Annotated in this window: 24 protein-coding genes; 14 read left to right on the top strand and 10 right to left on the bottom strand. The window is 53.8% G+C overall.

Annotated elements, in window-relative coordinates; translation table 11 throughout:
* The 7 genes from JKK62_RS13055 to JKK62_RS13025 form a co-directional block, all read right to left on the bottom strand.
* Window positions 1-300: helix-turn-helix transcriptional regulator (locus tag JKK62_RS13055; RefSeq protein ID WP_201428265.1), on the bottom strand; the 300-nt coding region annotated here is incomplete at its 3' end.
* 14 nt (window positions 301-314) lie between these two features.
* The gene (locus JKK62_RS13050; RefSeq protein ID WP_201428264.1) at window positions 315-623 is read right to left on the bottom strand and encodes a hypothetical protein; all 309 of its coding nucleotides are present in this window, start codon (window positions 621-623) and stop codon (window positions 315-317) included.
* A 510-nt stretch (window positions 624-1,133) separates the two neighbouring features.
* Window positions 1,134-1,898, bottom strand: coding sequence for a TatD family hydrolase (locus tag JKK62_RS13045; protein WP_201428263.1), 765 nt, complete (start codon window positions 1,896-1,898; stop codon window positions 1,134-1,136).
* A gap of 65 nt (window positions 1,899-1,963) precedes the next feature.
* A complete protein-coding gene (gene metG / locus JKK62_RS13040; protein ID WP_201428262.1) occupies window positions 1,964-3,937 on the bottom strand; it encodes a methionine--tRNA ligase in 1,974 nt (657 codons plus the stop codon).
* Window positions 3,938-4,025: 88 nt separating this feature from the next.
* Window positions 4,026-4,601 carry an LOG family protein gene (locus tag JKK62_RS13035; RefSeq protein WP_201428261.1) on the bottom strand — a complete coding sequence of 192 codons (576 nt, stop codon included), beginning with the start codon at window positions 4,599-4,601 and terminating at the stop codon, window positions 4,026-4,028.
* An 83-nt stretch (window positions 4,602-4,684) separates the two neighbouring features.
* Complete coding sequence (locus tag JKK62_RS13030; RefSeq protein WP_243411848.1) at window positions 4,685-6,562, bottom strand: ABC transporter ATP-binding protein; 1,878 nt, start codon at window positions 6,560-6,562, stop codon at window positions 4,685-4,687.
* Window positions 6,555-8,315: an ABC transporter ATP-binding protein gene (locus JKK62_RS13025; RefSeq protein ID WP_201428260.1), complete on the bottom strand. Its 1,761-nt coding sequence runs from the start codon at window positions 8,313-8,315 to the stop codon at window positions 6,555-6,557. The genes JKK62_RS13030 and JKK62_RS13025 overlap by 8 nt, the downstream gene beginning before the upstream one ends.
* A 203-nt stretch (window positions 8,316-8,518) precedes the next feature.
* Between JKK62_RS13025 and JKK62_RS13020 the strand changes: the two genes are divergently transcribed.
* The 8 genes from JKK62_RS13020 (at window position 8,519) to JKK62_RS12985 (ending at window position 17,631) form a co-directional block, all read left to right on the top strand.
* Window positions 8,519-9,736, top strand: coding sequence for a dockerin type I repeat-containing protein (locus tag JKK62_RS13020; protein ID WP_201428259.1), 1,218 nt, complete (start codon window positions 8,519-8,521; stop codon window positions 9,734-9,736).
* Between the two features lie 277 nt (window positions 9,737-10,013).
* On the top strand, window positions 10,014-12,140 hold the full coding sequence (locus tag JKK62_RS13015) for a sodium-translocating pyrophosphatase (protein ID WP_201428258.1): 2,127 nt from the start codon (window positions 10,014-10,016) through the stop codon (window positions 12,138-12,140).
* A 461-nt stretch (window positions 12,141-12,601) separates the two neighbouring features.
* The gene (locus JKK62_RS13010; RefSeq protein WP_201428257.1) at window positions 12,602-13,687 is read left to right on the top strand and encodes a PucR family transcriptional regulator; all 1,086 of its coding nucleotides are present in this window, start codon (window positions 12,602-12,604) and stop codon (window positions 13,685-13,687) included.
* Between the two features lie 77 nt (window positions 13,688-13,764).
* Complete coding sequence (gene ftsE, locus JKK62_RS13005; protein WP_201428256.1) at window positions 13,765-14,451, top strand: cell division ATP-binding protein FtsE; 687 nt, start codon at window positions 13,765-13,767, stop codon at window positions 14,449-14,451.
* Between the two features lie 23 nt (window positions 14,452-14,474).
* Window positions 14,475-15,374: a permease-like cell division protein FtsX gene (gene ftsX / locus JKK62_RS13000; RefSeq protein ID WP_201428255.1), complete on the top strand. Its 900-nt coding sequence runs from the start codon at window positions 14,475-14,477 to the stop codon at window positions 15,372-15,374.
* Between the two features lie 59 nt (window positions 15,375-15,433).
* The gene (locus JKK62_RS12995; protein WP_201428254.1) at window positions 15,434-16,714 is read left to right on the top strand and encodes a murein hydrolase activator EnvC family protein; all 1,281 of its coding nucleotides are present in this window, start codon (window positions 15,434-15,436) and stop codon (window positions 16,712-16,714) included.
* 87 nt (window positions 16,715-16,801) lie between these two features.
* Window positions 16,802-17,239 (top strand): DUF4234 domain-containing protein, encoded by a 438-nt coding sequence (locus tag JKK62_RS12990; protein ID WP_201428253.1) that lies wholly within the window; start codon window positions 16,802-16,804, stop codon window positions 17,237-17,239.
* Window positions 17,239-17,631: a DUF2752 domain-containing protein gene (locus JKK62_RS12985; RefSeq protein WP_201428252.1), complete on the top strand. Its 393-nt coding sequence runs from the start codon at window positions 17,239-17,241 to the stop codon at window positions 17,629-17,631. The genes JKK62_RS12990 and JKK62_RS12985 overlap by 1 nt, the downstream gene beginning before the upstream one ends.
* 44 nt (window positions 17,632-17,675) lie before the next feature.
* Here JKK62_RS12985 and JKK62_RS12980 read toward each other — a convergent pair whose 3' ends face one another.
* Window positions 17,676-18,395: an HAD family hydrolase gene (locus JKK62_RS12980; RefSeq protein ID WP_201428251.1), complete on the bottom strand. Its 720-nt coding sequence runs from the start codon at window positions 18,393-18,395 to the stop codon at window positions 17,676-17,678.
* A 121-nt stretch (window positions 18,396-18,516) separates the two neighbouring features.
* Here JKK62_RS12980 and JKK62_RS12975 point away from each other — a divergent pair, with 121 nt between their 5' ends.
* Entirely contained in the window at window positions 18,517-19,707 is a 1,191-nt protein-coding gene (locus JKK62_RS12975) for a DUF1015 domain-containing protein (protein WP_201428250.1), read from the top strand.
* 49 nt (window positions 19,708-19,756) lie between these two features.
* On the opposite strand, the gene mnmA is transcribed toward JKK62_RS12975, so the two are convergent.
* Entirely contained in the window at window positions 19,757-20,806 is a 1,050-nt protein-coding gene (gene mnmA / locus JKK62_RS12970) for a tRNA 2-thiouridine(34) synthase MnmA (protein ID WP_201428249.1), read from the bottom strand.
* A gap of 141 nt (window positions 20,807-20,947) precedes the next feature.
* On the opposite strand from mnmA, the gene JKK62_RS12965 reads away from it, so the two are divergent.
* The gene (locus JKK62_RS12965) at window positions 20,948-21,376 is read left to right on the top strand and encodes an RrF2 family transcriptional regulator (protein WP_201428248.1); all 429 of its coding nucleotides are present in this window, start codon (window positions 20,948-20,950) and stop codon (window positions 21,374-21,376) included.
* Window positions 21,377-21,428: 52 nt separating this feature from the next.
* On the opposite strand, the gene ychF is transcribed toward JKK62_RS12965, so the two are convergent.
* Window positions 21,429-22,523, bottom strand: a complete 1,095-nt coding sequence (gene ychF / locus JKK62_RS12960) for a redox-regulated ATPase YchF (protein WP_201428247.1) — start codon at window positions 22,521-22,523, stop codon at window positions 21,429-21,431.
* A gap of 186 nt (window positions 22,524-22,709) precedes the next feature.
* Here ychF and JKK62_RS12955 point away from each other — a divergent pair, with 186 nt between their 5' ends.
* The 4 genes from JKK62_RS12955 (at window position 22,710) to JKK62_RS12940 (ending at window position 26,035) form a co-directional block, all read left to right on the top strand.
* Entirely contained in the window at window positions 22,710-23,369 is a 660-nt protein-coding gene (locus JKK62_RS12955; RefSeq protein WP_201428246.1) for an HAD hydrolase-like protein, read from the top strand.
* Between the two features lie 49 nt (window positions 23,370-23,418).
* A complete protein-coding gene (locus tag JKK62_RS12950) occupies window positions 23,419-23,859 on the top strand; it encodes a DUF4830 domain-containing protein (RefSeq protein WP_201428245.1) in 441 nt (146 codons plus the stop codon).
* Window positions 23,856-24,578 carry a pseudouridine synthase gene (locus JKK62_RS12945; RefSeq protein WP_201428244.1) on the top strand — a complete coding sequence of 241 codons (723 nt, stop codon included), beginning with the start codon at window positions 23,856-23,858 and terminating at the stop codon, window positions 24,576-24,578. Before JKK62_RS12950 ends, JKK62_RS12945 begins: the two co-directional genes overlap by 4 nt.
* Window positions 24,579-24,922: 344 nt before the next feature.
* On the top strand, window positions 24,923-26,035 hold the full coding sequence (locus JKK62_RS12940) for an ABC transporter ATP-binding protein (RefSeq protein ID WP_201428243.1): 1,113 nt from the start codon (window positions 24,923-24,925) through the stop codon (window positions 26,033-26,035).
* The last annotated feature ends 152 nt before the right edge of the window (window positions 26,036-26,187 follow it).

The following is a 26,187-nucleotide window of genomic DNA, read 5'->3' as shown; positions in this document are numbered from 1 at the left end:
TACCAGATTCACCATGAATGCCGCTGAGAACAGTGCGGTCTGTACCCTTTTATATAAGGGGTACTCGATGACGGGGTTGACCTCGGGATAGGTGTGCATATCGTCGTCGGCAAGCAGGTCGTCCAAGGTCGTATCGAGGGACGCGGCGAGCCGCTTAGCCGTCAGCAGGTCGGGATAGCGTGAGCCGTTCTCCCATCGTGACACTGCCTGACGGGTCACATATAATTGATCCGCGAGCGTCTGCTGGGTAATGCCCAGTTCCTCTCTCGCCCTGCGGATGTTTTCACCGAATTCTGCCATTTTAAGCTTCCTTTCTACTCATCGTGCTCCTGAAAGAGCGCGTCGGGATGTTGTGACGGCTGCGGGGGTGTGTTTTGCCTGTCAGCCCGCCTGCCGATGATGACAGCGATCACCAGAAGCGGCAGCAGCGGCGCGAAGATGAGCGTCACCATATAATTGCCCGTTATCAGACTGATCACGAGGATAACGAGGTCGACCGCGGCAAGGAGCACGGTCAGGGTAATACGCGTGGACTTCTTCTGTGATCCGTAGACATCCTTGACCTGATTCATGGGTGCTGCCACAGGGCGGTTCTTCATAAAATCGGGGCGGTTATTTTCCATGTAGATCCATCCTTTCGCTTGGAGTGACTTCATCATACAGTGAAGAACGAAAAAAAGCAAGCACCACTCTGCTCAAGCGGTGTTGACAGAGCGGTGCGTTCAGGTTTTATGCGGGTTCAGGGGGTTACTCTTTTGCAAATTTCTATTACGCTTTTGCTACAATTCTTTACAAGCAAATATGTCTTTGATAGAATACCTATGCAAGGAACTATCCATAACGGTAGGTGGTTAACCCTCTTTTCTCGGAGGGTATGTCCCTCTGATACTTGACTGTAAAGGGGGGATTCTTATGCAGTACGTTACATATAGCGAATTATTAGCGTTCGCTATGTTGATCGTAGGAATACTCACTCTGGTCTTCACCATACTGATGTTTACGCATAAAAAATAACCGCCCTCGGCTAAAGCGGCGGTTATTTTAACTAACAGCTTGGGCTAACCGTCTATCGGATAGCTCCTTGTATTAATATTATAACACGTTTTCTGCCCTTGTCAATATGACAGGCTTTTTTATTTTATCCCGTACAATCTTTTAGCATTTTCGGTGGTGATATCGACGAGCTCCTGTGCGTCCATGCCGCGGATCTCGGCGATACGCTGAGCGGTATAGGCGATGTTGCGGCTGTCGTTGCGCTTTCCGCGGTTCGGCGCGGGGCTAAGATAAGGCGCGTCGGTCTCGAGCAGCAGGCGGTCGAGAGGAACCGCCGCCGCGACCTCAACGGGTACGCGGGCGTTCTTGAAGGTGACGGTGCCGCCGAGGGAGATGCTCATGCCGAGCTTCATGACCTCCCTGAGCATTTCCACCGAACCGGAGAAGCAGTGCATCAGACCCTTGGGCTGATACTTTCTCAGCAGCGCCATCACATCGCCGTGCGCCTCACGGTCATGGATCACGACCGGTACGTCCAGCTCCTTCGCGAGCATCAGCTGTTCCTCAAAAACGCGGTTCTGCAACTCGCGCGGGATATCCCAGTGATAGTCGAGCCCGATCTCGCCGAGGGCGACCACCTTCGGGTGCTTTAACAACTCAGTCAACTGATCGAGATAATCAGGGGCGAGCCCCTCGAGGTTCTCGGGGTGGATTCCGGCGCAGGCGTAGACATGGGGATAGGTCTCGGCATAGCCGATCGCAATCCTTGCCGTCAGGAGATCGACAGCGGCGTTGACAATATAGGAAACGCCGTTATCAGGCATGGCCTCAAGCAGCGACCCACGGTCTTCATCGAACCATTTATCATCATAATGCGCGTGCGCGTCAAAAATATTTGTCAGCATATTTCACCTTTATAAAGTAACGGCGGGAGCAACAATGCACTGTGCGCCCGCCGTGCTTTTATTGATTATACTAAGGATCCGCCGGGGAGGATGCTGTCGTCGATGGTGACGACCTTCAGCCCGTCGCCGCTCTCGGCGGAGAGGATCATGCCGCAGCTCTCGATACCCATCATCTTACGGGGCGCGAGGTTCGCGACATAGGCGATGTTCTTACCGACAAGCTCCTCGGGATCGTAATACTCGGCGATACCGGAGAGGATGGTACGCTCGCCCTCACCGTCGTCGAGGGTGAATTTCAGGAGCTTCTTGCTCTTCTTAACCTTCTCACAGGCGAGAACCTTCGCGACCCTCAGCTCGACCTTCTCAAAATCATCGAAGGCGATCTCCGGCTTATGCTCGGGCAGAACAAACGCGGTCTCGTCGGCGATCTCTTCGATCGCTTTCTCGCTCTCCGCGTTAGCCTTCTGCATCGCTTCGAGCTCAGCCTCAAACTGCTTGGGATCGATACGAACGAACAGCGGAGTCGCCTGACCCAGCTGTGTACCGGTCTTGTAACCGCCAAAGGAGCTCAGGCTGTCGTAGTCGGCGATATCGCAATTGATCTGCTCCAGAATCGCCTTGTTGGTATCGGGCATAAAGGGCTGGAGAAGCACCGCGATATAACGGATTCCTTCAAGCAGGTTATAGAGCACCGTACCCAGACGGGGCTTGGTATCTTCGCTCTTAGCCAGTACCCACGGAGTAGTCTCGTCGATATATTTGTTGCAGCGCTTCGCGAGGTTGATAACCGCCTCGACCGCGTCGCTCATATGGAAAACATTGATCGCATCGTCGACCTTCTTCACGGTATCGAGGCAGAACTGCGCGAGTTCGTCGTCGATGGGCTCCTTGACAGAGGGCTCCTGTACCACGCCGCCGAAATACTTGTTGTTCATAGCGACGGTACGGTTGACCAGATTGCCGAGAGTATTCGCGAGGTCGGAGTTGAAGCGCTCGACGATGGTATCGTAGGTGATAGAGCCATCGTTCGCGAAGGGCATCTCGCTGAGCAGGTAATAACGGACCGCGTCCACGCCGATCATCTTCACCAGTTCGTCGGCATAGATGACGTTGCCGCGGCTCTTGCTCATCTTATCCTCGCCGAACAGCAGCCACGGATGGCCGTAAACCTGCTTAGGCAGCGGCTCGCCCAACGCCATCAGCATGATCGGCCAGTAGATGGTATGAAAGCGAACGATATCCTTGCCGATGATATGAGCGTCGGCAGGCCAGTATTTCTTATACTGATCGCTGCTGCCGTCGGGATCGTAACCGATCGAGGTAATATAGTTGGAGAGCGCGTCGATCCAGACATAGACCACGTGCTTGTCGTCAAAATCAACGGGGATGCCCCACTTGAAGCTGGTACGGGATACGCAGAGATCCTGCAGGCCGGGCTTGATGAAGTTGTTGAGCATCTCTTTCTTTCGGCTCTCGGGATAGATGAAGTCGGGATGGCTCTCGATATACTCCTCGAGCTGCTTCTGATACTTGGAAAGACGCAGGAAGTACGCCTCCTCCTTCATCGGCTTGACCTCTCTGCCGCAGTCGGGACACTTGCCGTCTACGAGCTGGGACTCCGTCCAGAAGCTCTCGCAGGGAGTACAATACAGCCCCTCGTAGCTGCCCTTGTAGATATCATCCTGCTCATAGAGCTTCTTGAAGATCTTTTGTACAACCTTCTCGTGCTTCTCGTCGGTCGTGCGGATGAAGTAATCATAGGACGTGTTCAGCACGTCGCAGATCGCGCGGATCTCGCCCGCGACCTTGTCGACATACTCCTTGGGCGTACAGCCCTCCGCCTGAGCGTACATCTCGATCTTCTGACCATGCTCGTCTGTTCCCGTCTGGAAGAAGACGTCATAGCCCAGCATTCTTTTATAACGCGCGATCGCGTCGGTCAGCACGATCTCGTAGCTGTTGCCGATATGCGGCTTACGAGAGGTGTAAGCGATCGCCGTGGTGATATAATACGGTTTTTTCTCACATTCCTTGCACATTGGTGTTCACTCCTGTAAAGCGGATAAATCCGCAAGATTTACGTACTTATTCAGTATAGTATATTTCCGGTAAAAATGCAATACGCGATTACAGCCGCCTGAGCTCCTTTACGTCGAATCCGATCTCGGTCGGGTTCTCGATATAATCGATCACCTTGTCGATATCGTCGCTGACGAAGAAGAGCGCGAAGTTCTTTTCGCTCATAAAATTGGTCTCAGCGGTATGGCGCAGCATTTCAAGCAGCGAATCATAGTAGCCGTCGGTGTTGAGGATGGCAATGGGCTTTGAGAGCCTGCCCAGCTGCTTGAGGGTCAGGATCTCGAAGAACTCCTCAAAGGTACCGATCCCGCCGGGGGATACGATAAAGCCGTCGCTCATCTCCTCCATCTTTTGCTTGCGCCGGCGCATGGTGTCTGTATAGATGATCTCGTCGCAGAGAGGATAGAGGATCCCGTCAACGTTGAAAAACGAAGGCGCGATACCGGTGATATGTCCGCCGCCGTCGTGAGTACCGCGGGCGACAGCACCCATCATACCGGAGCTTCCGCCGCCGAAAACGAGGCTGTGACCTCGCTTCGCGAGCTTTTCCCCCAGCTCATGTCCCGCGTCCTGAAAGGTCTTTCCGATCGCATTGGACGCGGCTCCATATACACATATTTTCATGATGATTCTTACCTCTTTATCAGATCAATCGGTGCGGGCAGGTACCCGCAATTTGCCTCAGGCACAGTAGTATTGCAGATCGCTCACGCACTCTGCTCAAACTGACTGTTGTACAGGTCGGCGTAGAAACCGCCCTCTTTCAGCAGCTCCTCATGCGTGCCGGAGCCGATAATGTCACCGTCCTTCAGCACGAGGATCAGATCGCTGTTCTTGATGGTAGAAAGACGGTGCGCGATGACAAACGAGGTTCTGCCCTCGGTCAAGCCATCCATCGCCTTCTGGATAATGCGCTCGGTACGGGTATCGACGGATGACGTTGCCTCGTCGAGGATCAGCAGCGGCGCGTTCTCGATCATCGCGCGGGCGATGGTGAGCTGCTGCTTCTGACCTGCGGAAAGACTCGACTTATCATCGAGGATCGTATCGTAGCCGTGCGGGAGGGTGTGGATAAAGTGGTAGATACCCACCGCCTTACAGGCGCGGTCGAGCTCCTCGTCGGTGACGTTTTCCTTGCTGTAAACGAGGTTCTCGCGCACCGTGCCCTCAAAGAGCCATGTATCCTGTAATACCATGCAGAAAAGCTCGTGGACGTTCTCTCGCGTCAGCTCGTCGATCGGCACATCATCAATAAAGATTCGACCGGCGTTGAGCTCATAGAAACGCATGAGCAGGTTGACGATGGTGGTCTTACCGGCGCCGGTAGGTCCGACGATCGCGACCTTCTGGCCCGCCTTGATATCGACGGAGAAGTCCTTTATGATGATACGGTCGGGATTATAGCCGAAGCGCACGTGCTCAAAACGGACGTCGCCCTTCACCTTATCGAGGGTACGGGTCTTGTTGCTCTCATCGGAGAGCTCCTCCTCGTCGAGGTACTCGAATACACGTTCCGCGGCTGCCGCGGTGCTCTGCATATTGGTAAAGCTCTGGGCGAGCTGCTGCAGCGGCTGGGTGAACAGACGGACATAGATGGTGAACGCGATGATCACGCCGTAGGAGATCATATCTCCGCGCACCAATAACGCGCCGACGATGAACACGGCGACATAGCCGAGGTTGCCGATGAAGGTCATCAGCGGCTGCATCACGCCGGACAGCGCGGTGCTCTTGAATACCGAGTCGCGCAGATGACGGTTGATGCGGCTGAACTCCTCCTTGCTTTCTTTCTCATAATTATACGCCTTGACGATGTTATGACCGGCGTAGATTTCCTCGACATGACCGTTGATAGCGCCGAGGTGACGCTGCTGACGGTTGAAGTGGAGCTGAGAGCGCTTCATGATCACGGACATCAGGAAGAAGCCGAGGACAGAAGCGACGATCGCGGTCAGAGCGAGGATCCAGTTGGTAACGAACATCATCACCGCCGAACCGATAAACAGCGCGATCGAGGTGATAAACTGGGCGATAGAAAGATTGAGCGTACGCTCGATGGTGTCGATATCGTTAGTGATGCGGCTGAGGATATCGCCGAAGGAGGTCGAATCAAAGAAGCTCAGCGGCAGACGATTGGTTTTCTCGGTGATATCGGTACGCATGCGGCGGCTGATTGTCGGGGCAACGGTCGCCATGATGAAGTGCTGTACAAAGTTCATCAGCCAGCTGACGGCGTACAGGATCAAAAGGAAGGTACAGGTAGCCGTCACTGCGTCGAGGTCGATGTGACCCGTGATGCCCTGTGTGATCAGGTCGGTGATCTTCTGGATCTGTCCGGGACCGATCAGCGAGATGATCGTGCCGATCACGGCGCAGGTCATCGCGACGATGATCGCGGGGAGCTGGGGCTTCGCGTAACCCAGCGTCTTCTTCCACGCTTCTCCGAAATTATCGGAGCGCTCGGTCACGACGCCCCGCGGACCTCCCATGCCCTTCTGCGCCTGAGGGCGCTTACTGTCGGCGCCGATCAGCGCCTCACGATTCTTTCTGATATACTGAGGGGCGGAGTTATTCTTCTCAGACATTCTTCAACTCCTCCTCTCCCAGCTGTGATAACGCGATCTCGCGGTAGATGGTGCAGTTATCGAGCAGGTCCTTATGCTTGCCGATTCCGGCGATCCTACCCTCGTCCAGCACGATGATCTGATCGGCGTCCTTAATGGTACCGATGCGCTGGGCGACAATGATATTGGTCGTGCCCGCAGTCTCCTTCTTCAGGGTCTCGCGCAGGACACGGTCGGTCTTGTAGTCGAGCGCCGAGAAGCTGTCATCAAAGATCAGGATCTCGGGATTACGGCAGACGGCGCGGGCGATACAGATACGCTGCTTCTGCCCGCCGCTGAGGTTGGAGCCGCCCTGAGCGACAGGGTGCTCGTATCCCTCGGGGTAGTTCTCAACGACGTCCTTTGCCTGAGCGATCCTCACGGCGCGGGCAACATCCTCCTGCGTATAGCCGGCAGTGCCGTTATCACCCATCGCGACGTTGGTATTGATCGTACCGGCGAAGAGCACCGCACGCTGCGGAACGTAGCCGATCTTATTGTGAAGCTGCTCAAGAGTGTACTCGCGGATGTTCACACCGTCCACCAGCACCTCGCCGCCGGTCGCGTCATAAAACCGCGGGATCAGGTTGATCAGGGTGGATTTGCCGCAGCCGGTGGAGCCGATGATCGCGACGGTCTCGCCCTTCTTCGCCTTGAAGGAAATTTCCTTGAGCACATCGTCGGACGCATCGGGATAGCGGAAGCTGACGTTGCGGAACTCGATCTCGCCCTCGGTATCGGTATGCTCGACGCCCTTACCGTCGCTGATAGAGGACGGGGTATCGATGACCTCGTTGATACGCTTCGCGGCGACCATGGAACGGGGACCCATGATGAAGATCATATTCAGCATCATGAACGCCATGATGACCATCAGCGCATACTGCGAGAAGACGGTCATGTCGAGAAACAGCCCCGCCTTACCGGCAAGCGGCGCGCCCTCGATCAGGTAGGCGCCGATCCAGTAGACGATCAGCGAGAGTCCGTTCATCACCAGCATCATCGAGGGCATCATGATCGACATGATACGATGCGCCTTCATATTATTATTGGTGATGTCGGCGTTTGCGGATTCAAACTTATTCTTCTGATAAGACTCGGCGTTATAGGCGCGCACCACGCGCAGACCGGTGAGGTTCTCGCGGGTGATACGGTTGATGTTATCGGTCAGGGTCTGGATACGCTGAAACAACGGATGTGCAAAGATAAAGCATACGCCGAGCACGACGATCACGATAACAACAGCGATCGCGGCGGAAAAAGTCCACTCGGCGCTCTTGTCGGTGATCTTGGTGATCGCGAGACCCGCCATCAGCGGCGCACGGACGATCATCATCAAGCCGAACACAATGATGGTCTGTACCTGGGTGATATCGTTGGTGGAGCGGGTGATCAGGGAAGCGGTGGAGAAGCGGTTGATCTCCGCCATCGAAAAACTCTCGACCGCATCGTAGAGCTTCGCGCGCACATTGAAGGAATAGTCGGCGGCGAGGTAACCGGTCACCGCTACGACCAGTACGCTGACAAGCAGGCTTGCCAAAGCGCACAAAAGCATCTTGCCGCCCGCCCAGAGCAGATCGCCGATCGAAGAGCCGGGAAGAATCAACAGCGAGGTGATCTCCTTGGTGTAGTCGGGCATCAACAGCTCGAGCCACACCGACACCCCGATCAACACGACAGCGCCCACCGTCGCGAGCCAACCGCGCGGGGTGAAGTGGCGTAGGATAGATTTCATTTTTTCACACCTTTCGGATAAAAGTCATTTCTGATATACAATATATTATTGTATCACAGAGTCGGTTCCGGTGCAACTAAAAAAATCAAAAAACAGCTCAATTCTAATCCAAAAATTTATATACGCAACCTCTCAGAATATAATTGAAAATAACACTTAAATGTGTTATAATAATAATTACAATAATTTTAGGAGGTTTTTTCATGTTAAAAGTACGTAAATTGATTTCTTTAATGCTGGCGGTTATGCTGGCGGTATCTGTCCTGGCGATCTCCGCCGTCAATACCGGCGCAGTGGAAACAGAATCCACCAAGCTTTATTTCGACGCAGGCAAGTCCGGCTGGGATGTCACCGCTAAGAGCAAGGTCGGCTTCTACATCTACTCGCTGACCACCGGTGAGGACGATACCCTCCCCTGGGGCTCCAAGAAGCTCAACGGTACTGCGGTAAATGACGATGGCGGCAACTTCACCGGCGTTTTCTCCTACGATCCCGCCGCTAAGGGCATGAATCTCAAGGACGGCGAGCAGTACGCGATCATCTTTACCTTAGGCGATACCGAGACCTATTCCCTGCTGATGGATACCACCTGCTACGGTCATATCGCTTATGCCGATACCGAGAACAAGGTTGAGAACCCTGTCGATAGCTCCAAGCTGTCTATCCTTGCGTTCTGGGAAGATTTAAACGCCGCTGATTACGGCCCCCGTCTCCAGATCTCCTCTACCGGTAACGTTATCGGTACCTGCATCCCCGCGGGCGAGACCGGTGAGAACATCTTCACCACCTTCCTGACCGCGACCGGTAAGGAAGGTATCGAAAACGCGCGCACCTACTCCACCAAGACCGAGCAGCAGATGATCGACGATATCGGCGCAGGCTTGGGTCTGACCAAGGATTTCGTCCGGTCCGCTTTCACGGATAACAGCGTAGAGACCACCTGGAGCTATGACGCTTCTACCCTGCCCGCAGGCGCCGCTCCCGACACCGGCTACACCGTCAGCGGTAAGATCACCTCTTATCTTAACGATTCCGATGTTACCTTGGAGCTCGCTGCCACAGACAGCGACTTCTCCAATATGATCGAAGGTAAAACCGACTATGAGTTCATTAACGTCGCTGCAGGCACCTACAACCTGACCGTTCGCAAGGAAAACCATGTTGAGCGCGTCTACGAGATCACCGTAACAGACGCAAACGTCACTCAGGATGTCAAGATCCAGCCGATCGGCGACGTCACCGGCGACGGTAAGATCACCACTGCCGACTACGGCAAAGCAAATTCCGCCGCACGTAAGAAAGCCGTGCTCACGGGCTATGAGTTCAGCTGCGCGGACGTGACCGGTGACGGCAGTATCACTACCGCAGACTGCGGCAAGATCAACGCCGCCGCCAGAGGAAAGACTCCTCTGTGGAAATAATCCGAATACTTTTAACGGTCAGCTGACCGTCAGCATTCCGCCCCGCGAAACCCTCGCGGGGCTTTTTGCACCCGGTATCGCCGCAAAGCAGACCGCGCTGAGATGTGTACAGATTACAAAAATTTGATAGGATATGCGTCAATTTATGCTATTTTGTAAAGTCAGTTTTCCTTGACTTTAACGCTTTGATATAGTAAAATGAGGGATACGAAATCTAATCTTTGACGGTTTTTCTGCAAATTCAGAGATTAGAGCTTGGAAAGGAGACGTAGAACACATGGATATCTATCTTGTAATCGCGATCTTCGTCGGCGCTCTGCTGGCGCTTGGTTTCGCCGTGATCATGGCGAAGCGCGTGCTTGGCTTTGACGAAGGTACCGACAAAATGAAGAAGATCTCCGCTTCCATCCGTTCCGGCGCGAACGCTTACCTCAAGAGACAGTACACCATCGTACTGATCTTCTTCGCGGTCATGTTCGTGATCCTGGGCGCGATGGCTATTTTCGGACTGCTGACCCCCTATGTACCCTTCGCCTTCGCAACAGGCGGCTTCTTCTCGGGTCTGTCGGGCTTCGTCGGCATGAAGATCGCTACGGCGGCTAACGCGCGTACCGCGAACGCCTGCCGCACCGGTCTGAACAAGGGATTGAGAGTCGCTTTCTCGGCGGGCTCCGTCATGGGCTTCACCGTCGTAGGTCTGGGACTTCTCGATATCTCGATCTGGTTCACCCTGTTAAAGTATGCATTCGGTCTTGATCCCGCGGGCATTACCTCCGCGATGCTGACCTTCGGTATGGGCGCGTCCTCCATGGCGCTGTTCGCCCGTGTCGGCGGCGGTATCTTCACCAAGGCTGCCGACGTCGGCGCTGACCTCGTCGGTAAGGTCGAGGCAGGTATCCCCGAGGACGATCCCCGTAACCCTGCCGTTATCGCGGATAACGTCGGCGATAACGTCGGCGACGTAGCGGGTATGGGCGCTGACCTTTACGAGAGCTATGTCGGCTCCGTCATCTCCTGCGCAGCGCTGGGCGTTGCCGCATTCACCGGCAACGGCGATATGCAGTTCAAGGCGATGGCTGTCCCGATGATCATGGCTGCGCTGGGCATCCTGTGCTCCATCATCGGCACCTTCTTTGTACGCACCGGTGAGAAAACCGAGCAGAAGCTCCTTTTGAAGGCGCTCTCCCGCGGTACCAACCTCGCCGCTATCCTGATCGCAGTTTTGGCGTTCCCGCTGATCTACTTCATCCTGGGCGCCGAGAACTGGAAAATGTACTTTGCCGTTCTCGCTGGTCTTCTCGCAGGCGTGCTGATCGGTAAAGCAACCGAGTACTTCACCTCGGATACCTATAAGCCCACCAAGAATCTCGCGGCAAAATCCGAGACCGGCTCCGCCACCATCATCATCGGCGGTCTGGGTCTGGGTATGCTTTCCACCGCTATCCCGATCATCATCGTCGGCATCGCGGTTCTGGTCGCGTTCTTTGTATCCGGCGGTTCTATCCAAAGCCCCAACATGGGTCTGTACGGTATCGCGCTGGCGGCTGTCGGCATGCTGTCCACCTTAGGTATCACCCTCGCGACCGACGCTTACGGTCCTGTTGCCGATAACGCGGGCGGTATCGCCGAGATGAGCGGCCTCGAACATGAGGTCCGAGAGAGAACCGACGCGCTCGATTCTCTGGGCAACACCACTGCCGCTACCGGTAAGGGCTTCGCGATCGGCTCCGCCGCGCTGACCGCGCTGGCGCTGATCGCCTCCTACATCGAGAAGGTCAAGGAAGTCGGCGCTGCAGCGAATGTTGAAGCTGCCGCGAAGGCTGACTTCTCCAGCTTCAGCGTTATGAACCCGCTGGTTCTGATCGGTCTGTTCATCGGCGCATGTCTGCCGTTCGTCTTTGCTGCACTGACTATGGACGCTGTCGGCAGAGCGGCTCAGAGCGTCGTTATCGAGGTTCGTCGTCAGTTCAAGAACATCAAGGGTCTGATGGAAGGCAAAGCCGACCCCGACTACGCGAAGTGCGTCGACATGTGCTCGCGCTCCTCGCTGAAGGAAATGATCCTGCCCACCGTCATCGCGATCGTTGTACCGGTCGTTGTCGGTCTGGTGCTGGGCTTCTACGGCGTTGTCGGTATGCTCGCGGGCGCTACCGCTTCGGGCTTCCTGATGGCGATCTTCATGTCTAACTCCGGCGGCGCGTGGGATAACGCCAAGAAGTACATCGAGGCGGGCAACCACGGCGGCAAGGGCTCCGACCAGCACAAGGCTGCTGTCGTAGGCGACACCGTCGGCGATCCCTTCAAGGATACCTCGGGTCCCTCCATCAACATCCTCATCAAGCTGCTGAGCATGGTATCGATCGTGTTCGCGGCGCTGGTCGTACAGGTCCACCTGTTCGGCTGATAAACCGATATTCAAGAGCAGACGCGTGATCGTGTCTGCTCTTTTCCTTTTGTCAGGATTTCCATATCTTGTGGTCAGATGAACCGATAAACACAATTCGGTGAAATGTTCACAAAAAATTAAAAAAATTGTAATATCAACGCTTTATTTCCGCTTTATAGTTTGGTATATTGTTAATAAAGAATAATATCGGGATGTCAAAGATTTGAGAAACGCGATTCGGACGCCCTTTTTTCATGCCAAGCGAGCTTTTTGCACTGCACAAAAAGATTAACGGCGTGCAACCAAGATTAAAAAAATATCATTTTTTCAAAAAATCGGGTGAAAAGACCGCTCGGATTTTGAAAAAAAGGTTGCTTTTTCTCCTCCTTTTGTGTAAAATGTATATGAGTAAAGTGGGTTATTTATGTAATTCACCAAATCGTTCGGTATTTTGACTATTTTTAATATGGAGGAGAACTATGTCCAACAGATTATTCCAGGGTGTTATTCACCAGATGAAGGACGCGATCGACAGAACCATCGGCGTAGTTGACGAAACATCCGTCGTTATCGCCTGCTCGGAGTTAGGCAGGATCGGCGAGGTCAACGAGAGCATTACCTCCGACACACTGTCGGCTACCGTTCCTTTTGTTATTAACGGACACACCTTCAAGTCCTTCGGCTCTTCCACCAGATCCGAATACGCGGTGTTCGTACAGGGCAGCGATGAGATCGCGCAGAAGTACGCTCAGCTGCTGGCGGTTTCGCTGAGCTCCATCAAACAGTATTATGATGAAAAGTATGACCGCTCCAACTTTATCAAGAACGTCATCCTCGACAACATCCTCCCCGGCGACATCTACCTGAAGGCGCGCGAGCTGCGCTTCAACAGCGACGTCAGCCGCGTTGTCATGCTGATTAAGATCACTTCAAAGACCGACGTTTCTGCCTTTGACGTTGTTCAGAACCTCTTCCCCGATAAGAGCAAGGATTTCGTCATCAATATCAACGAGACCGATATCGCCCTGGTCAAGGAGATCAAGCCCGGTATCTCGACCAAGGACCTCGAAAAGCTCGCCGGCTCCATCGTCGATACTCTCTCCACTGAGTTCTATACCCACTGCGTCGTCGGCATGGGTACCACCGTCACCGGTATCAAGGATCTGGCGCACTCCTTCAAAGAGGCTCAGGTCGCGCTGGAGGTCGGTAAGGTATTCGACACCGAACGCCAGATCGTTACTTATGATAACTTAGGTATCGCGCGTCTGGTTTACCAGCTGCCGACCACCCTCTGCGAGATGTTCCTCAAGGAAGTCTTTAAGCGCGGCTCCATCGACAGTCTCGACCAGGAGACCCTGTTCACCATCCAGAAATTCTTTGAAAACAACCTGAATGTTTCCGAGACCTCCAGAAAGCTCTTTGTACACCGCAACACGCTGGTATATCGCTTGGAGAAGATCAAGAAGCTGACGGGGCTTGATCTGCGCGAGTTTGAGGACGCGATCGTCTTTAAGGTAGCGCTGATGGTCAAGAAGTACCTGACCTCCAGCCCCACCAAGTACTGATCCCCGCGGGAATCACCCAAAAGTAAAACACATATAATCCCAACAGCGGCAGTTTTCTGCCGGCGAAAGGAATTACTATGATAGAATTCAACAACGTATCCAAGGTATATGCCTCCAACGGCGTACACGCTCTGGATAACGTATCTCTGAAAATCGACAAGGGCGAGATGGTCTTCATCGTCGGCGCCTCCGGCGCGGGCAAAAGTACCTTCCTCAAGCTGATTATGCGTGAGGAAAAGCCGACCTCCGGCTCCATCATCGTCAACAATATGCACCTTGAGAAGATGAGACGCGGTAAGGTGCCGTATCTCAGACGCACCATGGGCATCGTCTTCCAGGACTTCCGCCTGATCTCGAAGATGACCGTCTATGAGAACGTCGCCTTCGCGATGCGCTGCGTCGGCAAGAAAAACGACGCCATCAAAAAGCGCGTGCCCTATATCCTCGAGCTGGTCGGTCTCGCCGATAAGGCGCAGGATCACCCCTCGGAGCTCTCCGGCGGCGAGCAGCAGCGCGTTTCTCTGGCGCGAGCACTGGTCAACAATCCCGAGATGATCATCGCCGACGAACCTACGGGCAACATTGACCCTGAGATGAGCTACGAGATCATCGAGCTGCTCTCTGAGATCAACAAACGCGGCACCACCGTGCTGATCGTTACCCACGAGCATGAGCTGGTCAAGTCCTTTGGCAAGCGCGTCATCACCATCGACGACGGCAGGGTCGTATCCGACACTGCCGACGACCGATTCGTGGTCATCTGAGGCAGCGGAAAGGAATAGAAGTTATGAGTAGTTTTGGCTATCTTATTAAAGAGGGCTTCAAAAATCTGGCGCATAACCGCCTGATGAGCCTCGCGTCCATCGGCGTACTGATCTCCTGTCTGGTGCTCACGGGCTCGGCGATCATGCTGACCATTAACGTGGCGAACATCGTAGACTCCGTCGGCGATACCAACGTCACCAAGGTCTTTCTGGACGATAATATGACCAAGCTCGAAGCCGTTTACAAAGGAAAAGAGCTCAAGGAGGTCGACAACATCGTCGACGTCCAGTTCATCGATAAGGATGAATCCATCGAGGCGTACCGCGAGCAGTTGGGCGACGAGGTCTTTGCGAACATGACCGGCGACGACAACCCCCTCCCCTACGCCTACAGCATCGTCATGGACGATCTGTCCAAATACGACGATACCATCGCGCTGATCAAAAACGTACCGGGGGTTGCCTCGGTATCTTCCCACCGCGACGTGGCGGCGAAGCTGACGAGCCTGTCGTCGTTCATCACCACGATGAGCCTGTGGATTATCCTTGCGCTGGGTATCATCTCGCTGTTTATCATCAGCAACACAATCCGAATGACCATGTTCTCGCACCGCTTTGAGATCAGTATCATGAAGAGCGTAGGCGCGACCAACGCCTTTGTGCGGGTACCGTTCATTATAGAGGGAATCGTCATCGGTTTGATATCGGCGATCATCTCCATCGGACTGATCTTTGTGCTGTCCGACGCGATCATCAGCGCCGCTCGCAATATCCTTGACTTCCCGTACACCAGATTCACCGAGGTCATGTGGCCTATCATCGGCATCTTCTGCGCGGCAGGCGTCGTAGTCGGCGCGCTCGGCAGCGCGGTATCCATCCGCCGCTTCCTTACCCACGAGGGTAACGAGGTTCTCGGCTGGTAACATTCGATTATCCGGACTTTCTTTAGATAATCCGCAAAACCTGAATAAGGAGTGATTTTATGAAGAAGATTTTAGCCTTTATCCTGGCTGCAACGATCCTGATAGCCGGTGCGATCTCCGCGACCGCAACCAGCATCAGCGAGCTCGAGTCCCGCCAGGCTGAGCTGGAGGCTCAGAAAGCAGAGTACCAGAAGCAGCTCAACCAGAGCAACGCCAAGGTATCCGAGCAGCAGGAGAATGTTGACGCGATCGTCGGTCAGGTCGAATCCGTGACCGAGGAGATCCAGATTTGTTATAAGAAGATCTCGCTTCTCGACAAGGATATCGCCGAAAAGCAGAAGCAGATCGACGCTGCTAACAAAGAGATCGAAGAGAACATGGACGTTCTGCGTCAGCGTATCAAAACCATCTATATCTCCGGCGACGTCAGCTCCCTCGAGATCATCTTGGGCGCGAAGGACTTTTCTGACTTCCTCGACAAGCTCCAGCTGGTCGAATATGTCAGCAATCATGACGAAGCGCTGATCAAAGAAGTGCAGAAGCAGCTCGACGCGATCTCCGCCGAGAAGAAGGCTCTCGAGGACGATAAGGCGGCTCAGGAAAAGGAGCAGGCTTCTCTTGAAGAACACAAGAGCGAACTGAACACCCTGCTTGAAGAGAACAAGGAGATCCTCGCGGGCTTACAGAGTCAGGCGAGCGACGCCCAGATGAACCTCAACCTCAGCGAGGAAGAGCTCAGCGGTCTGAGCGCGGAGATCCAGGAATACTACCGCAAGCAGCGTGAAGCGCTTGCCGCACAGCAGGCGGCTGCCAACAACAGCAGCTCAAGCTCCGGCAGCACAAGCTCAGATGACTCGGGCAGCAGCTCCGGCGGCAGCGACAACACTTACTCCGACCCCGGTGCCCCAACCCAGATCGACTCCGGCGGCGGCTGGACATGGCCGACTCCCGGCTGTCACTACCTGACCTCGACCTTCGGCGAGGGTCGCTCCTATGAGACCCATAACGCGGTTGATATCGGCGCTCCTGCCGGAACACCGATCTATGCGGCAAACTCCGGTACCGTTATCTCCTCCTACAGCGGATGCACCCACTCCAGCTACGGCAGCAACTGGTGCAGCTGCGGCGGCGGTTACGGTAACTACATCTGGATTCTGCATGACAACGGCTACGAGACGATCTACGGCCATATGATCAGTACCGCTGTCTCGACCGGACAGCACGTATCAAACGGCGAGCTGATCGGCTACGTCGGTTCTACAGGCTGGTCGACCGGTCCTCACCTGCACTTTGAGCTGCGTATCGGCGGTGTAAAGAGCAACCCCATGAACCTTTACTAATTAAGAGGAAACTGCGCCTTAAAAGCAAGGCGCAGCTTTTCATAATAATTTACCTGGCGGCGTCTGCTGTCAGAAAGGAGAAGAATCATGATCCAACAGAGAAACCTTGCGGTATGCATCATCCTCACTATCGTGACCTGCGGTATTTACGGTCTTGTCTGGCTATACTGGCTGAATGACGATACCAACACCGTATCGAATGAACCCAATCCCACCTCGGGCGGTATCGTTATCCTACTCAGTATTGTGACCTGCGGTATCTATGGCATCTACTGGGCATACAAGCAGGGAGAAAAGCTCAACAGAGCAAACGAAATGCGCGGTATGGCAAAATCAGATCGCAGCATCATCTATTTGGTACTGGTTATCTTCGGCCTGGGTATCGTTGCTTATGCATTGATGCAGGATGAGCTGAACAATCTCGCCAATGTACCCGTCGGCAACGCCGCTCCTCAGCAAACCTATGCACAGCCCGTTAATCAGGAACCTGTTCAAATCAATCCTTCTCAGGATGAAACGAAGTAATGCGCGAGAGAGCAATCAAAGCAATCAAGCCCGCAGCTATTCTCTTAGCCGCGGGCTTCGCCTATTTCATTTTACATGAGCTGACCGGGCTGTCGCTGTTCTGTCCGATCTACCGCTTTCTGGGGCTGTATTGTCCCGGCTGCGGCGTCAGCAGGATGTGCGTCCATTTGCTTCATGGTGAGATCGGATCGGCATTCTCCTCCAACTGCGCGGTATTCTGCCTGCTTCCGATCGGCATGACGATCTGGCTCATCCATACCTATCGCTATATCCGCTACGGTGAAACAAAATACACCCGCTTTGAAAACATCGTGCTGTGTACCATGATCGGACTGCTCGTGATCTTCGGAATCGTGCGTAATATCTGGCACTTCGATATTCTGATACCGTAAAACCCTCCCTGTTCAAAACAGAGAGGGTTTTTTGCTATACAATCTTATTCCGGAAGGGATTCCAGATACGCCACAAGATCGGCGTATCCGCCGCGGCGGAACTCTTCGAAGGGCAGGTCATGGGTGATCATGTGGTTAGTGACGAGAAAAACATCGATCCCCAGCGCCTTACAGGGCTGCATATCCTCGCGGACGTCGTTACCGATCATCAGCGCCTCGTCGGGCTTGGCGCGGAAGCGGTCCAGTATCTCCTGAAAATAGAGTGGATTCGGCTTGCTGTAGGAGCTGGTGACGGCAGTGGTAATATAATCGAACATCCCGGGCTTTAAGCCGACCCATGCCATACGCTCTTCGACCGCCTCCATCGTGAATACAGGCATCGTCGCGATAACGGCATACTGCGCCTTCATGCGCATCAGCTCGGCGATCCTGACCGCATAGGGATTCGGCAGAGTCAGATCATACACATTCTTGAAGGTCGTTGTGTAGTAATCGTAGAGGATCGGGGCGATCTGCGCTTCGGTATAACCGCTGACCTCCTTTACCACCTCATAAAAAACATCGATATTCTTTTTTCCGCTCTCGTTAAAGATCATTGCTCGGATGCCGCGGCTCACGCCGTCCAGCGCAGGCTTCAGCTCCAATCCTCGTTGAGCGAACTTCTTTGACATATCTCTGAGCCACATCTCGGCAAAACGCTCCTGCGTGTAGATCGGCAAGAGAGTATTATCGAGGTCGCACATAATCAATTTGTACTGTTTCATTCCATCACCGATTTATAGTTTAGCATAATATACGAAATTTCGCAATAGTTATTGTCAATCCCGCCGTTTCGTGGTATTCTGTGTCCATAAAATGAGAGAAATCTCAAATGGGAGTGATATGATGAAACATTTTAACCCTGCTGACATTCTGCTGCCGAAGAAAGACTTTGAGAACTGGGCGGTCGTCGCATGCGACCAGTACACCAGCGAGCCCGAGTACTGGCACGCAGTCGAAGAGAAGGTCGGCGATAAGCCCTCAACTCTGCACCTGATCCTGCCGGAGATCTATCTGAGCAATGACAACAGCGAACGCGTGAACGCGATCAACGCCGAGATGCAGCGCTATCTGGACGGCGACGTCTTTGACCTGCATGAGAACAGCATGATCTATGTTGAGCGCGAGTCGAACAACGCCATCCGCCGCGGCATAGTCGGTCTGATCGATCTCGAGGACTACGACTACCGCAGGGGCGCGACCTCCGCTATCCGCGCGACCGAGGCGACCGTGCTGGAGCGTATCCCTCCCCGTGTACAGATCCGCAAGGACGCGCCGCTGGAGCTGCCGCACATCCTGCTCCTGATCGACGATCCCGATCGCACCGTCATCGAGCCGCTTACAGACGAGAAAGGCGGCTTCAAGGAAGCGTATAACTTCGATCTGATGCAGAACGGCGGTCATATCGACGGCTACTTCCTCAGCGACGAGGCGATCTCCCGCGTTCAGGACGCGCTGGAGGCGCTGATCGCCGATAAGGACGATAAGCTCCTGTTCGCTGTCGGCGACGGCAACCACAGTCTTGCTACCGCGAAGGAGTGTTACAACCTCTCGCAGAATCCCCTCGCCCGCTATGCGCTTGTTGAAGTAGTCAACATCCACGACGAGAGCATCGAGTTCGAGCCGATCTACCGCGTATTGTTCAACGTTGATTCGGAGGACTTCATCGAGAAATTCTCCGCTTATACCGACGCAAAGGGCGGCATGAGAAAACAGACCTTCCGCTTCATCAACCCCGAGGTCGACGGCGAGCTGGAGGTCAAGGCGACCGCGAAGCTGCCTGTCGGCACCCTGCAAAGCTACATCGACCTGTATATGCAGGAGCATCCCGAGGTACGCATCGACTACATCCACGGCGAAGAAGTCGTCGAGAACCTGTGCAAGCAGGAGGGCACCTTAGGCTTCATCTTCGAGGGTATGCAGAAGGACGAGCTCTTCCCCGCAATCACTGCGGACGGCAGTCTGCCCCGCAAGACCTTCTCGATGGGTCACGCACACGACAAGCGCTACTACATCGAGGCGAGAAAAATCAAATAACCGCATACAGAAACGGCACAGAAGCATCGCTACTGTGCCGTTGTTTGTATTATGATACGATCACGCCGCCGCCGAGGACAATATCGCCGTCGTACAGCACGCACGCCTGACCGGGGGTGATCGCGCGGACAGGTGTATCAAAGATCACCGTCACGCTCCCGTCGGGATTCGGGTACGCCGTCGCAGGCTGCTCCTGCTGGCGGTAACGGGTCTTGGCAAGACAGCGCACAGCGCCTTCGGGGGCTTCTCCCGAGATCCAGTTGAAGTCCTCCACCCGCGCCGTCGTGTCGAAAAGCTCCTCTTCATCACCGAGTACGACTGTATTATCCTCCGCGCGGATACCGACGACATAGATCGGCTTGCCGACGCTGATGCCGAGATGCTTGCGCTGACCGATCGTATAATGCGAAATTCCCTTGTGCCGTCCGAGTATCGTACCGTCGGACGTGATGAAATCACCGCTCTTCATTTTGCCGCAGCGACTCTCGATAAAGCCCGCATAATTGCCGTCCGGGACAAAGCAAATATCCTGGCTGTCGGGCTTTGACGCGTTGACAAAGCCGTTTTCCTCCGCAATACGGCGCACCTCGCTCTTTGAAAGCCCGCCTAAGGGGAAGCGGATATGGGCGAGCTGCTCCTGAGTAAGGCTATAGAGCACATAGCTCTGATCCTTTGACGGATCGAGGGCTTTTTTTAACACATATTTACCGTCATTCTGCTCAATACGCGCATAGTGACCGGTGACAACCCAATCACACTTCAGCTCGCGGGCACGGGCGAGGAGCTTATCAAACTTCATATATCGATTGCAGTCGATGCAGGGGTTCGGCGTAATGCCGCGACGATAACAATCAATAAACTTTCCGATGATTTTCCTCTCAAAATCCTCGGTAAAATTAAACACATAGAACGGGATCCCCAGGCGGAAACATACCGCGCGTGCATCCTCAACATCATCAAGAGAACAGCAGGTACGACTGTCGTCGGTGTTTCCCTTATCAAAAAGCCGCATCGTACAGCCGATACGCTCATGCTCAGCCATCAACAGCGCCGCTACCGACGAATCTACTCCGCCGCTCATTGCGATCAAAGCCCTCATACTTACCTCCCGCATAATCTTTCTCTTTTCATTATATATGATAAAATACTGACTGTAAAGTCATTTTCCTCTTGATTTACCTACCGGGTATGTGGTATAATAACCTCAAATCTCATATATTCATAGAAACAGGTGAGTAAAATGATGATATCTACCCGGGGACGATACGCGCTGCGCGTGCTGATCGACCTTTCCGAGCACAACAACGGCACATATATCCCGATGAAGGATGTCGCCGCACGACAAGAGATTTCACTGAAATATCTGGAGCGGATCCTACCGACTCTTACCAAGGCAAAGCTGATCGAAGGTGTTCACGGCAAGGGCGGGGGCTACAAGCTGACCCGCGCGCCGGAGGACTACACCGTGGGCGAGATCCTGCGTCTGACGGAGGGCGATCTGGCTCCCGTGGCCTGTCTGAGCCCCGACGCGGAGCCGTGCGAACGCGCCGCGGAATGTCGCACGCTCGGGATGTGGCGCGGATTTTATGATCTGACTAACCGCTACTTTGACAATATCACCATCGCATCGCTCACGAACGAGAACGGTGCGGATAATTACGTAATATAACAAAAACAGGAGCCCTGCATCGGCAAGGCTCCTGTTTTTTTCTGTATTGATTTTATACATTGAAGCGGAAGAGGACGACGTCGCCATCCTTCATGACGTACTCCTTGCCCTCGGAGCGAACCAGTCCCTTCTCCTTGGCGGCAGTCATCGAACCGCAGGCGATCAGGTCATCAAAAGCAATGACCTCGGCGCGGATGAAGCCGCGTTCGAAGTCCGTATGGATCTTACCCGCCGCCTGAGGCGCCTTAGTGCCCTTCTTGATCGTCCAGGCACGCACCTCGGGCTTACCCGCGGTAAGATAGGAGATCAAGCCCAGCAGGGTATAGCACTCGTTGATCAGTCGATCCAGACCGCTCTGCTCAAGGCCCAGATCGCTGAGGAACATCTCCTTCTCTTCCTTATCCAGCTCCACGATCTGCGCCTCCATCTCGGCACAGATGGGCAGAACGCCCGCATGCTGCTCCGCGGCGATCTCACGCACGCGTGCAAGGCGCTCGTTGGACTCGATACCGTTCGAAAAATCATCCTCGCTCATGTTGGCGGCAAAAATAACGGGTTTGTTGGTCAGCAGCGCTACCTCGGCGAGCAGCGCACGCTCATCGTCGTCGCACTCGACCGCTCTGGCGGGCTTTCCCTCGTTGAGGGTATCGAGCACACGCTTGAAGAAATCGACCTGAGTCTGGAATTTCTTATCGCCCTTGACCATCTTCTGCGCCTTGTCGATACGGCGCTGGACCATCTCTACGTCGCTGAGGATCAGCTCAAGGTCGATGGTCTCGATATCACGGATAGGATCGACCGAGCCCTCGACATGGATGATATCATCGTTCTCAAAGCAGCGCACGACATGAACGATCGCGTCACACTCGCGGATGTTGCTGAGGAACTTGTTGCCCAGACCCTCACCTTTGGACGCGCCCTTGACCAATCCCGCGATATCGACAAACTCGATGGTAGCGGGGGTATATTTATCGGGGTGGTACATCTCGGCAAGCTTATCCAGCCGCTTATCCGGTACCGCGACCACGCCGACGTTCGGTTCGATGGTACAGAAGGGGTAGTTTGCAGACTGAGCGCCCGCGTTGGTGATTGCGTTAAATAAGGTGGACTTGCCGACATTCGGCAGCCCCACGATTCCTAATTTCATATATCTTCAATCTCCTTTGCTGAGGATAACCCATAATTACCCATTATTCAGTAGTATTTTACCATCATACGATAGAAAAGTCAATCGACCGATATTGACAAACGGCAGAATCATCAATACAATGATAAAGGTTGAGATGATCGCAATTGATGATTGCGGAATAGATAATCTCAAACGGTGAGGTTTATGAAAAAATACGATTATATCCTTTTTGATTTAGACGGTACGCTGATCGAGAGTGCCGAGGGCGTAAGGGTATCGATCGCCCACGCGATGGAGGCGCTCGGACTCCCCTGTCCCGATCTGAGCGATTATACAAAGTACGTCGGACCTCCGCTGGAGGATACGATGCGCGGGATGTGCGCCGTTCCCGAGGAGCTGATTCCGAAGTCGATGGACATCTACCGCGATTACTATGACGAGGTCGGTCAGAAGAGCAACCGCGTATTCGACGGCGTTTTCGATATGCTCTCCGCACTTAGAAAACAAGGGAAACGTCTCGCGCTGTGTACCTCGAAGAATGAGCCGGTCGCCGAAGGCGTTGCGGATGTTCTCGGCCTGAGTCCGTATCTCGACGCGGTATGCGGTTCAACAGTCGACGGCAGTCGCCGCGCGAAGGCGGATATCATCCCCTACGCGCTCGAAGCACTCGGCTGTACGGATAAAGCAAACGCCGTCATGATCGGCGATACACACTTTGACGCACACGGCGCAGAGCTCGCAAAAGTAGATTTCATCGGCGTCAGCTATGGCTACGGAACGCGCGAAAGCATGGAAGCCTGCGGCGCGATCGGCTTTGCGGACAGTCCGCGGGAGCTTCTTGAATTACTGACATCAAGCACCTGATTCGATTCATGATCCGCCGGCAGTAAGCATATACTGTACCGGTGATGGTATGTTTCGCTCGGTCAAGATCAGCAGTAACAAGCTGACGATTTTTTTGCTTATCTGCGCAGTGGTATTTGTCGCGGTATGCTTCCTCATGCTGCGGGCAGGCGCTCCCGACAGCGTTGACATTAACGGAAAGCCGTATTCGCTGAGAGCGGTGGACGATGAGGATATCGCGGCGTTCCTCTCGATATGCGGGTATCCCGCTGCAACATGTATTTCACGACACGACATCAAAGTCCCCCTACACTGGAACGAGATCTACGAGCGATATCAGGCGCTGCAAAAAAAACAGGGACTTGACCTCGTACCCTACAAGGGCAAGCCGGCGACAGAGCTGATCTATGAAGCAGACCGGCGCTATATCACGGTCATAGTCAGTGACGATCACATCATCGCCGTCCATATCTGCGACGCGGACGGCGGCAACATGGAGGGCATCATATGAAAGAACGACTGGATAAATACATCGCCTCACAAACTTCACTCAGCCGTAAGGAGGCGCAAAGGGCGATCAGGGAGAAGCGCGTTACGCTGAACGGTGAGATCGTGCGTTCACCCGACGTCAAGGCGGATCCCGACGCCGATACTGTCGCCCTTGACGGCAAGGCGCTCTCTTACAAACAATACGTCTATTACATGATGAACAAGCCGCAGGGTGTGGTCAGCGCGACTGAGGATAAGCTTGAGCGCACCGTTCTCGACATTCTGCCCGCCGAATACAGGCGGGACGGGCTCTTTCCCGCAGGAAGGCTTGACAAGGACACCACGGGACTCCTGATCCTGACAGACGACGGCGACTACGCTCACCGTATGCTGTCGCCGAAGAAGCATGTCACCAAGCGCTATATCGCAACACTCGACAAAACACCCGGAGAGGAGATCTCCGCCCGCTTTGAGGAAGGGATCGTCCTCGGCGACGGTACGGTCTGTAAGAGCGGACAAGCCCGTATTCTAGATCATAACCGCGTAGAGGTCGTGATCTCGGAGGGAAAATACCACCAGGTCAAGCGGATGTTCGCCGCGCTCGGTTATCACGTCACGGCTCTGGAACGCATACAGATCGGCGCATTAGCGCTCGACAGGTCGCTTGCTGACGGTCAGACCCGCGAGATGACGGAAAATGAGGCTCAGACAGTCTTTCTCTCACCCGATAACAAGGTGTAAAAGCCCGTCTTTATGCCGTTTATTGGAAATTATGATTAACATGGAAGTGCTGTTTCGTACTATTTGACGAGAGGCATTATCAAAACAGACAAAAAACATGCTTTACAGCTGATACATCCGCATTTTCCTTGTAAAAATCGCACAATTACAAGGGATTGTTTTTTGACATATCGGAATAATGCCTAAATTCACGCTCCAATATTTAGTGAAAAAATAAGTAGAAGTAAAAACGGTTTTGTGCTATATTATTGGTGTACACTTATCATAAGTGCGTAAAGCGAGTCTTTGTTAGTTTTTGCTGCACTTTTAGGCGTGCAGATTAGGATAATATTGGAGGTTTTTTAATGGCTAATGTATCACTGAGACACATCTACAAAATCTATGACGGCGGCGTAACTGCAGTTACCGACTTTAACCTTGAGATCGAGGATAAGGAATTTATCATTCTCGTAGGTCCTTCCGGCTGCGGTAAATCCACCACCCTGCGTATGGTCGCAGGTCTTGAAGACATCTCTAAGGGCGAGCTGTACATCGGCGATCAGCTGTGTAACGACGTTGCTCCTAAGGACAGAGATATCGCGATGGTTTTCCAGAACTACGCTCTGTATCCCCATATGACCGTATATGATAACATGGCATTCGGCCTCAAGCTCCGCAAGATGCCGAAGGAAGAGATCAAGCGCCGCGTAGGCGAGGCTGCCCGTATCCTGGGCATTGAGCAGTATCTGGACAGAAAGCCGAAGGCTCTCTCCGGCGGTCAGAGACAGCGTGTCGCGCTGGGTCGTGCGATCGTCCGTGATCCTAAGGTCTTCCTGCTTGACGAGCCGCTCTCCAACCTGGACGCTAAGCTCCGCGCCAACATGAGAACCGAGATCTCCAAGCTGTATCAAAAGCTCGGCACCACCTTCATCTACGTAACGCATGACCAGACCGAGGCTATGACCATGGGTACCCGTATCGTCGTTATGAAGGACGGCTTCATCCAGCAGGTCGATACTCCTCAGCATCTGTATGACCTCCCCTGCAACGAGTTCGTAGCAGGCTTCATCGGCTCCCCGCAGATGAACTTCCTCGACGCTGTTCTGGTCAAGGAAGGCGGCAAGTATGCGCTGAAGTTCGACGAGTACACCATCACCCTGCCCGAGAAGAAGGGCGCGAACGGCGTTCTCGATCCGTATGTCGGCAAGGAAGTCCGCTTCGGTATCCGTCCCGAGCACGTTCATGACGAGCCCGAGTTCCTCGAGAAGAACACCGACAACATCATCAAGGCTGAGGTCGTTGTTACCGAGCTGATGGGCGCTGAGATCTATCTGTACGTCAACATCGGCGGCACTCAGGTCACCGCTCGCGTAGAGCCCACCTCTACCGCGAAGCCCGGCGACGTCATCGATATCGCGTTCGATCTCGACAAGATCCATATCTTTGATAAGGACACCGAAATGACCATCACCAACTGATAACCGGTTGATAATACAAATTCAGCCCGCTGCACACGCAGCGGGCTTTTTGTCGTCTATCCTTTAAAACCACCTTTGTAGCATTAATGTCACAAAGGTAATTGTACTTAATCAGTCATTTTATTCGGTTCTTCCATATTAGATAAAGCGTA

The sequence above is a fragment of the Ruminococcus difficilis genome (assembly GCF_016680995.1).
The sequence above is the reverse complement of the archived record's forward strand: the minus strand, read 5'-3'. Positions and strand labels throughout refer to the sequence as shown.

What these genes read in the sequence shown, in the direction of transcription:
- JKK62_RS13050 (WP_201428264.1), bottom strand. Translation starts at nt 623, where the DNA reads ATGGAAAATAACCGCCCCGATTTTATGAAGAACCGCCCTGTGGCAGCA.
- JKK62_RS13045 (WP_201428263.1), bottom strand. Translation starts at nt 1,898, where the DNA reads ATGCTGACAAATATTTTTGACGCGCACGCGCATTATGATGATAAATGG.
- metG (WP_201428262.1), bottom strand. Translation starts at nt 3,937, where the DNA reads ATGTGCAAGGAATGTGAGAAAAAACCGTATTATATCACCACGGCGATC.
- JKK62_RS13035 (WP_201428261.1), bottom strand. Translation starts at nt 4,601, where the DNA reads ATGAAAATATGTGTATATGGAGCCGCGTCCAATGCGATCGGAAAGACC.
- JKK62_RS13030 (WP_243411848.1), bottom strand. Translation starts at nt 6,562, where the DNA reads ATGTCTGAGAAGAATAACTCCGCCCCTCAGTATATCAGAAAGAATCGT.
- JKK62_RS13025 (WP_201428260.1), bottom strand. Translation starts at nt 8,315, where the DNA reads ATGAAATCTATCCTACGCCACTTCACCCCGCGCGGTTGGCTCGCGACG.
- JKK62_RS13020 (WP_201428259.1), top strand. Translation starts at nt 8,519, where the DNA reads ATGTTAAAAGTACGTAAATTGATTTCTTTAATGCTGGCGGTTATGCTG.
- JKK62_RS13015 (WP_201428258.1), top strand. Translation starts at nt 10,014, where the DNA reads ATGGATATCTATCTTGTAATCGCGATCTTCGTCGGCGCTCTGCTGGCG.
- JKK62_RS13010 (WP_201428257.1), top strand. Translation starts at nt 12,602, where the DNA reads ATGTCCAACAGATTATTCCAGGGTGTTATTCACCAGATGAAGGACGCG.
- ftsE (WP_201428256.1), top strand. Translation starts at nt 13,765, where the DNA reads ATGATAGAATTCAACAACGTATCCAAGGTATATGCCTCCAACGGCGTA.
- ftsX (WP_201428255.1), top strand. Translation starts at nt 14,475, where the DNA reads ATGAGTAGTTTTGGCTATCTTATTAAAGAGGGCTTCAAAAATCTGGCG.
- JKK62_RS12995 (WP_201428254.1), top strand. Translation starts at nt 15,434, where the DNA reads ATGAAGAAGATTTTAGCCTTTATCCTGGCTGCAACGATCCTGATAGCC.
- JKK62_RS12990 (WP_201428253.1), top strand. Translation starts at nt 16,802, where the DNA reads ATGATCCAACAGAGAAACCTTGCGGTATGCATCATCCTCACTATCGTG.
- JKK62_RS12985 (WP_201428252.1), top strand. Translation starts at nt 17,239, where the DNA reads ATGCGCGAGAGAGCAATCAAAGCAATCAAGCCCGCAGCTATTCTCTTA.
- JKK62_RS12980 (WP_201428251.1), bottom strand. Translation starts at nt 18,395, where the DNA reads ATGAAACAGTACAAATTGATTATGTGCGACCTCGATAATACTCTCTTG.
- JKK62_RS12975 (WP_201428250.1), top strand. Translation starts at nt 18,517, where the DNA reads ATGAAACATTTTAACCCTGCTGACATTCTGCTGCCGAAGAAAGACTTT.
- mnmA (WP_201428249.1), bottom strand. Translation starts at nt 20,806, where the DNA reads ATGAGGGCTTTGATCGCAATGAGCGGCGGAGTAGATTCGTCGGTAGCG.
- JKK62_RS12965 (WP_201428248.1), top strand. Translation starts at nt 20,948, where the DNA reads ATGATGATATCTACCCGGGGACGATACGCGCTGCGCGTGCTGATCGAC.
- ychF (WP_201428247.1), bottom strand. Translation starts at nt 22,523, where the DNA reads ATGAAATTAGGAATCGTGGGGCTGCCGAATGTCGGCAAGTCCACCTTA.
- JKK62_RS12955 (WP_201428246.1), top strand. Translation starts at nt 22,710, where the DNA reads ATGAAAAAATACGATTATATCCTTTTTGATTTAGACGGTACGCTGATC.
- JKK62_RS12950 (WP_201428245.1), top strand. Translation starts at nt 23,419, where the DNA reads ATGTTTCGCTCGGTCAAGATCAGCAGTAACAAGCTGACGATTTTTTTG.
- JKK62_RS12945 (WP_201428244.1), top strand. Translation starts at nt 23,856, where the DNA reads ATGAAAGAACGACTGGATAAATACATCGCCTCACAAACTTCACTCAGC.
- JKK62_RS12940 (WP_201428243.1), top strand. Translation starts at nt 24,923, where the DNA reads ATGGCTAATGTATCACTGAGACACATCTACAAAATCTATGACGGCGGC.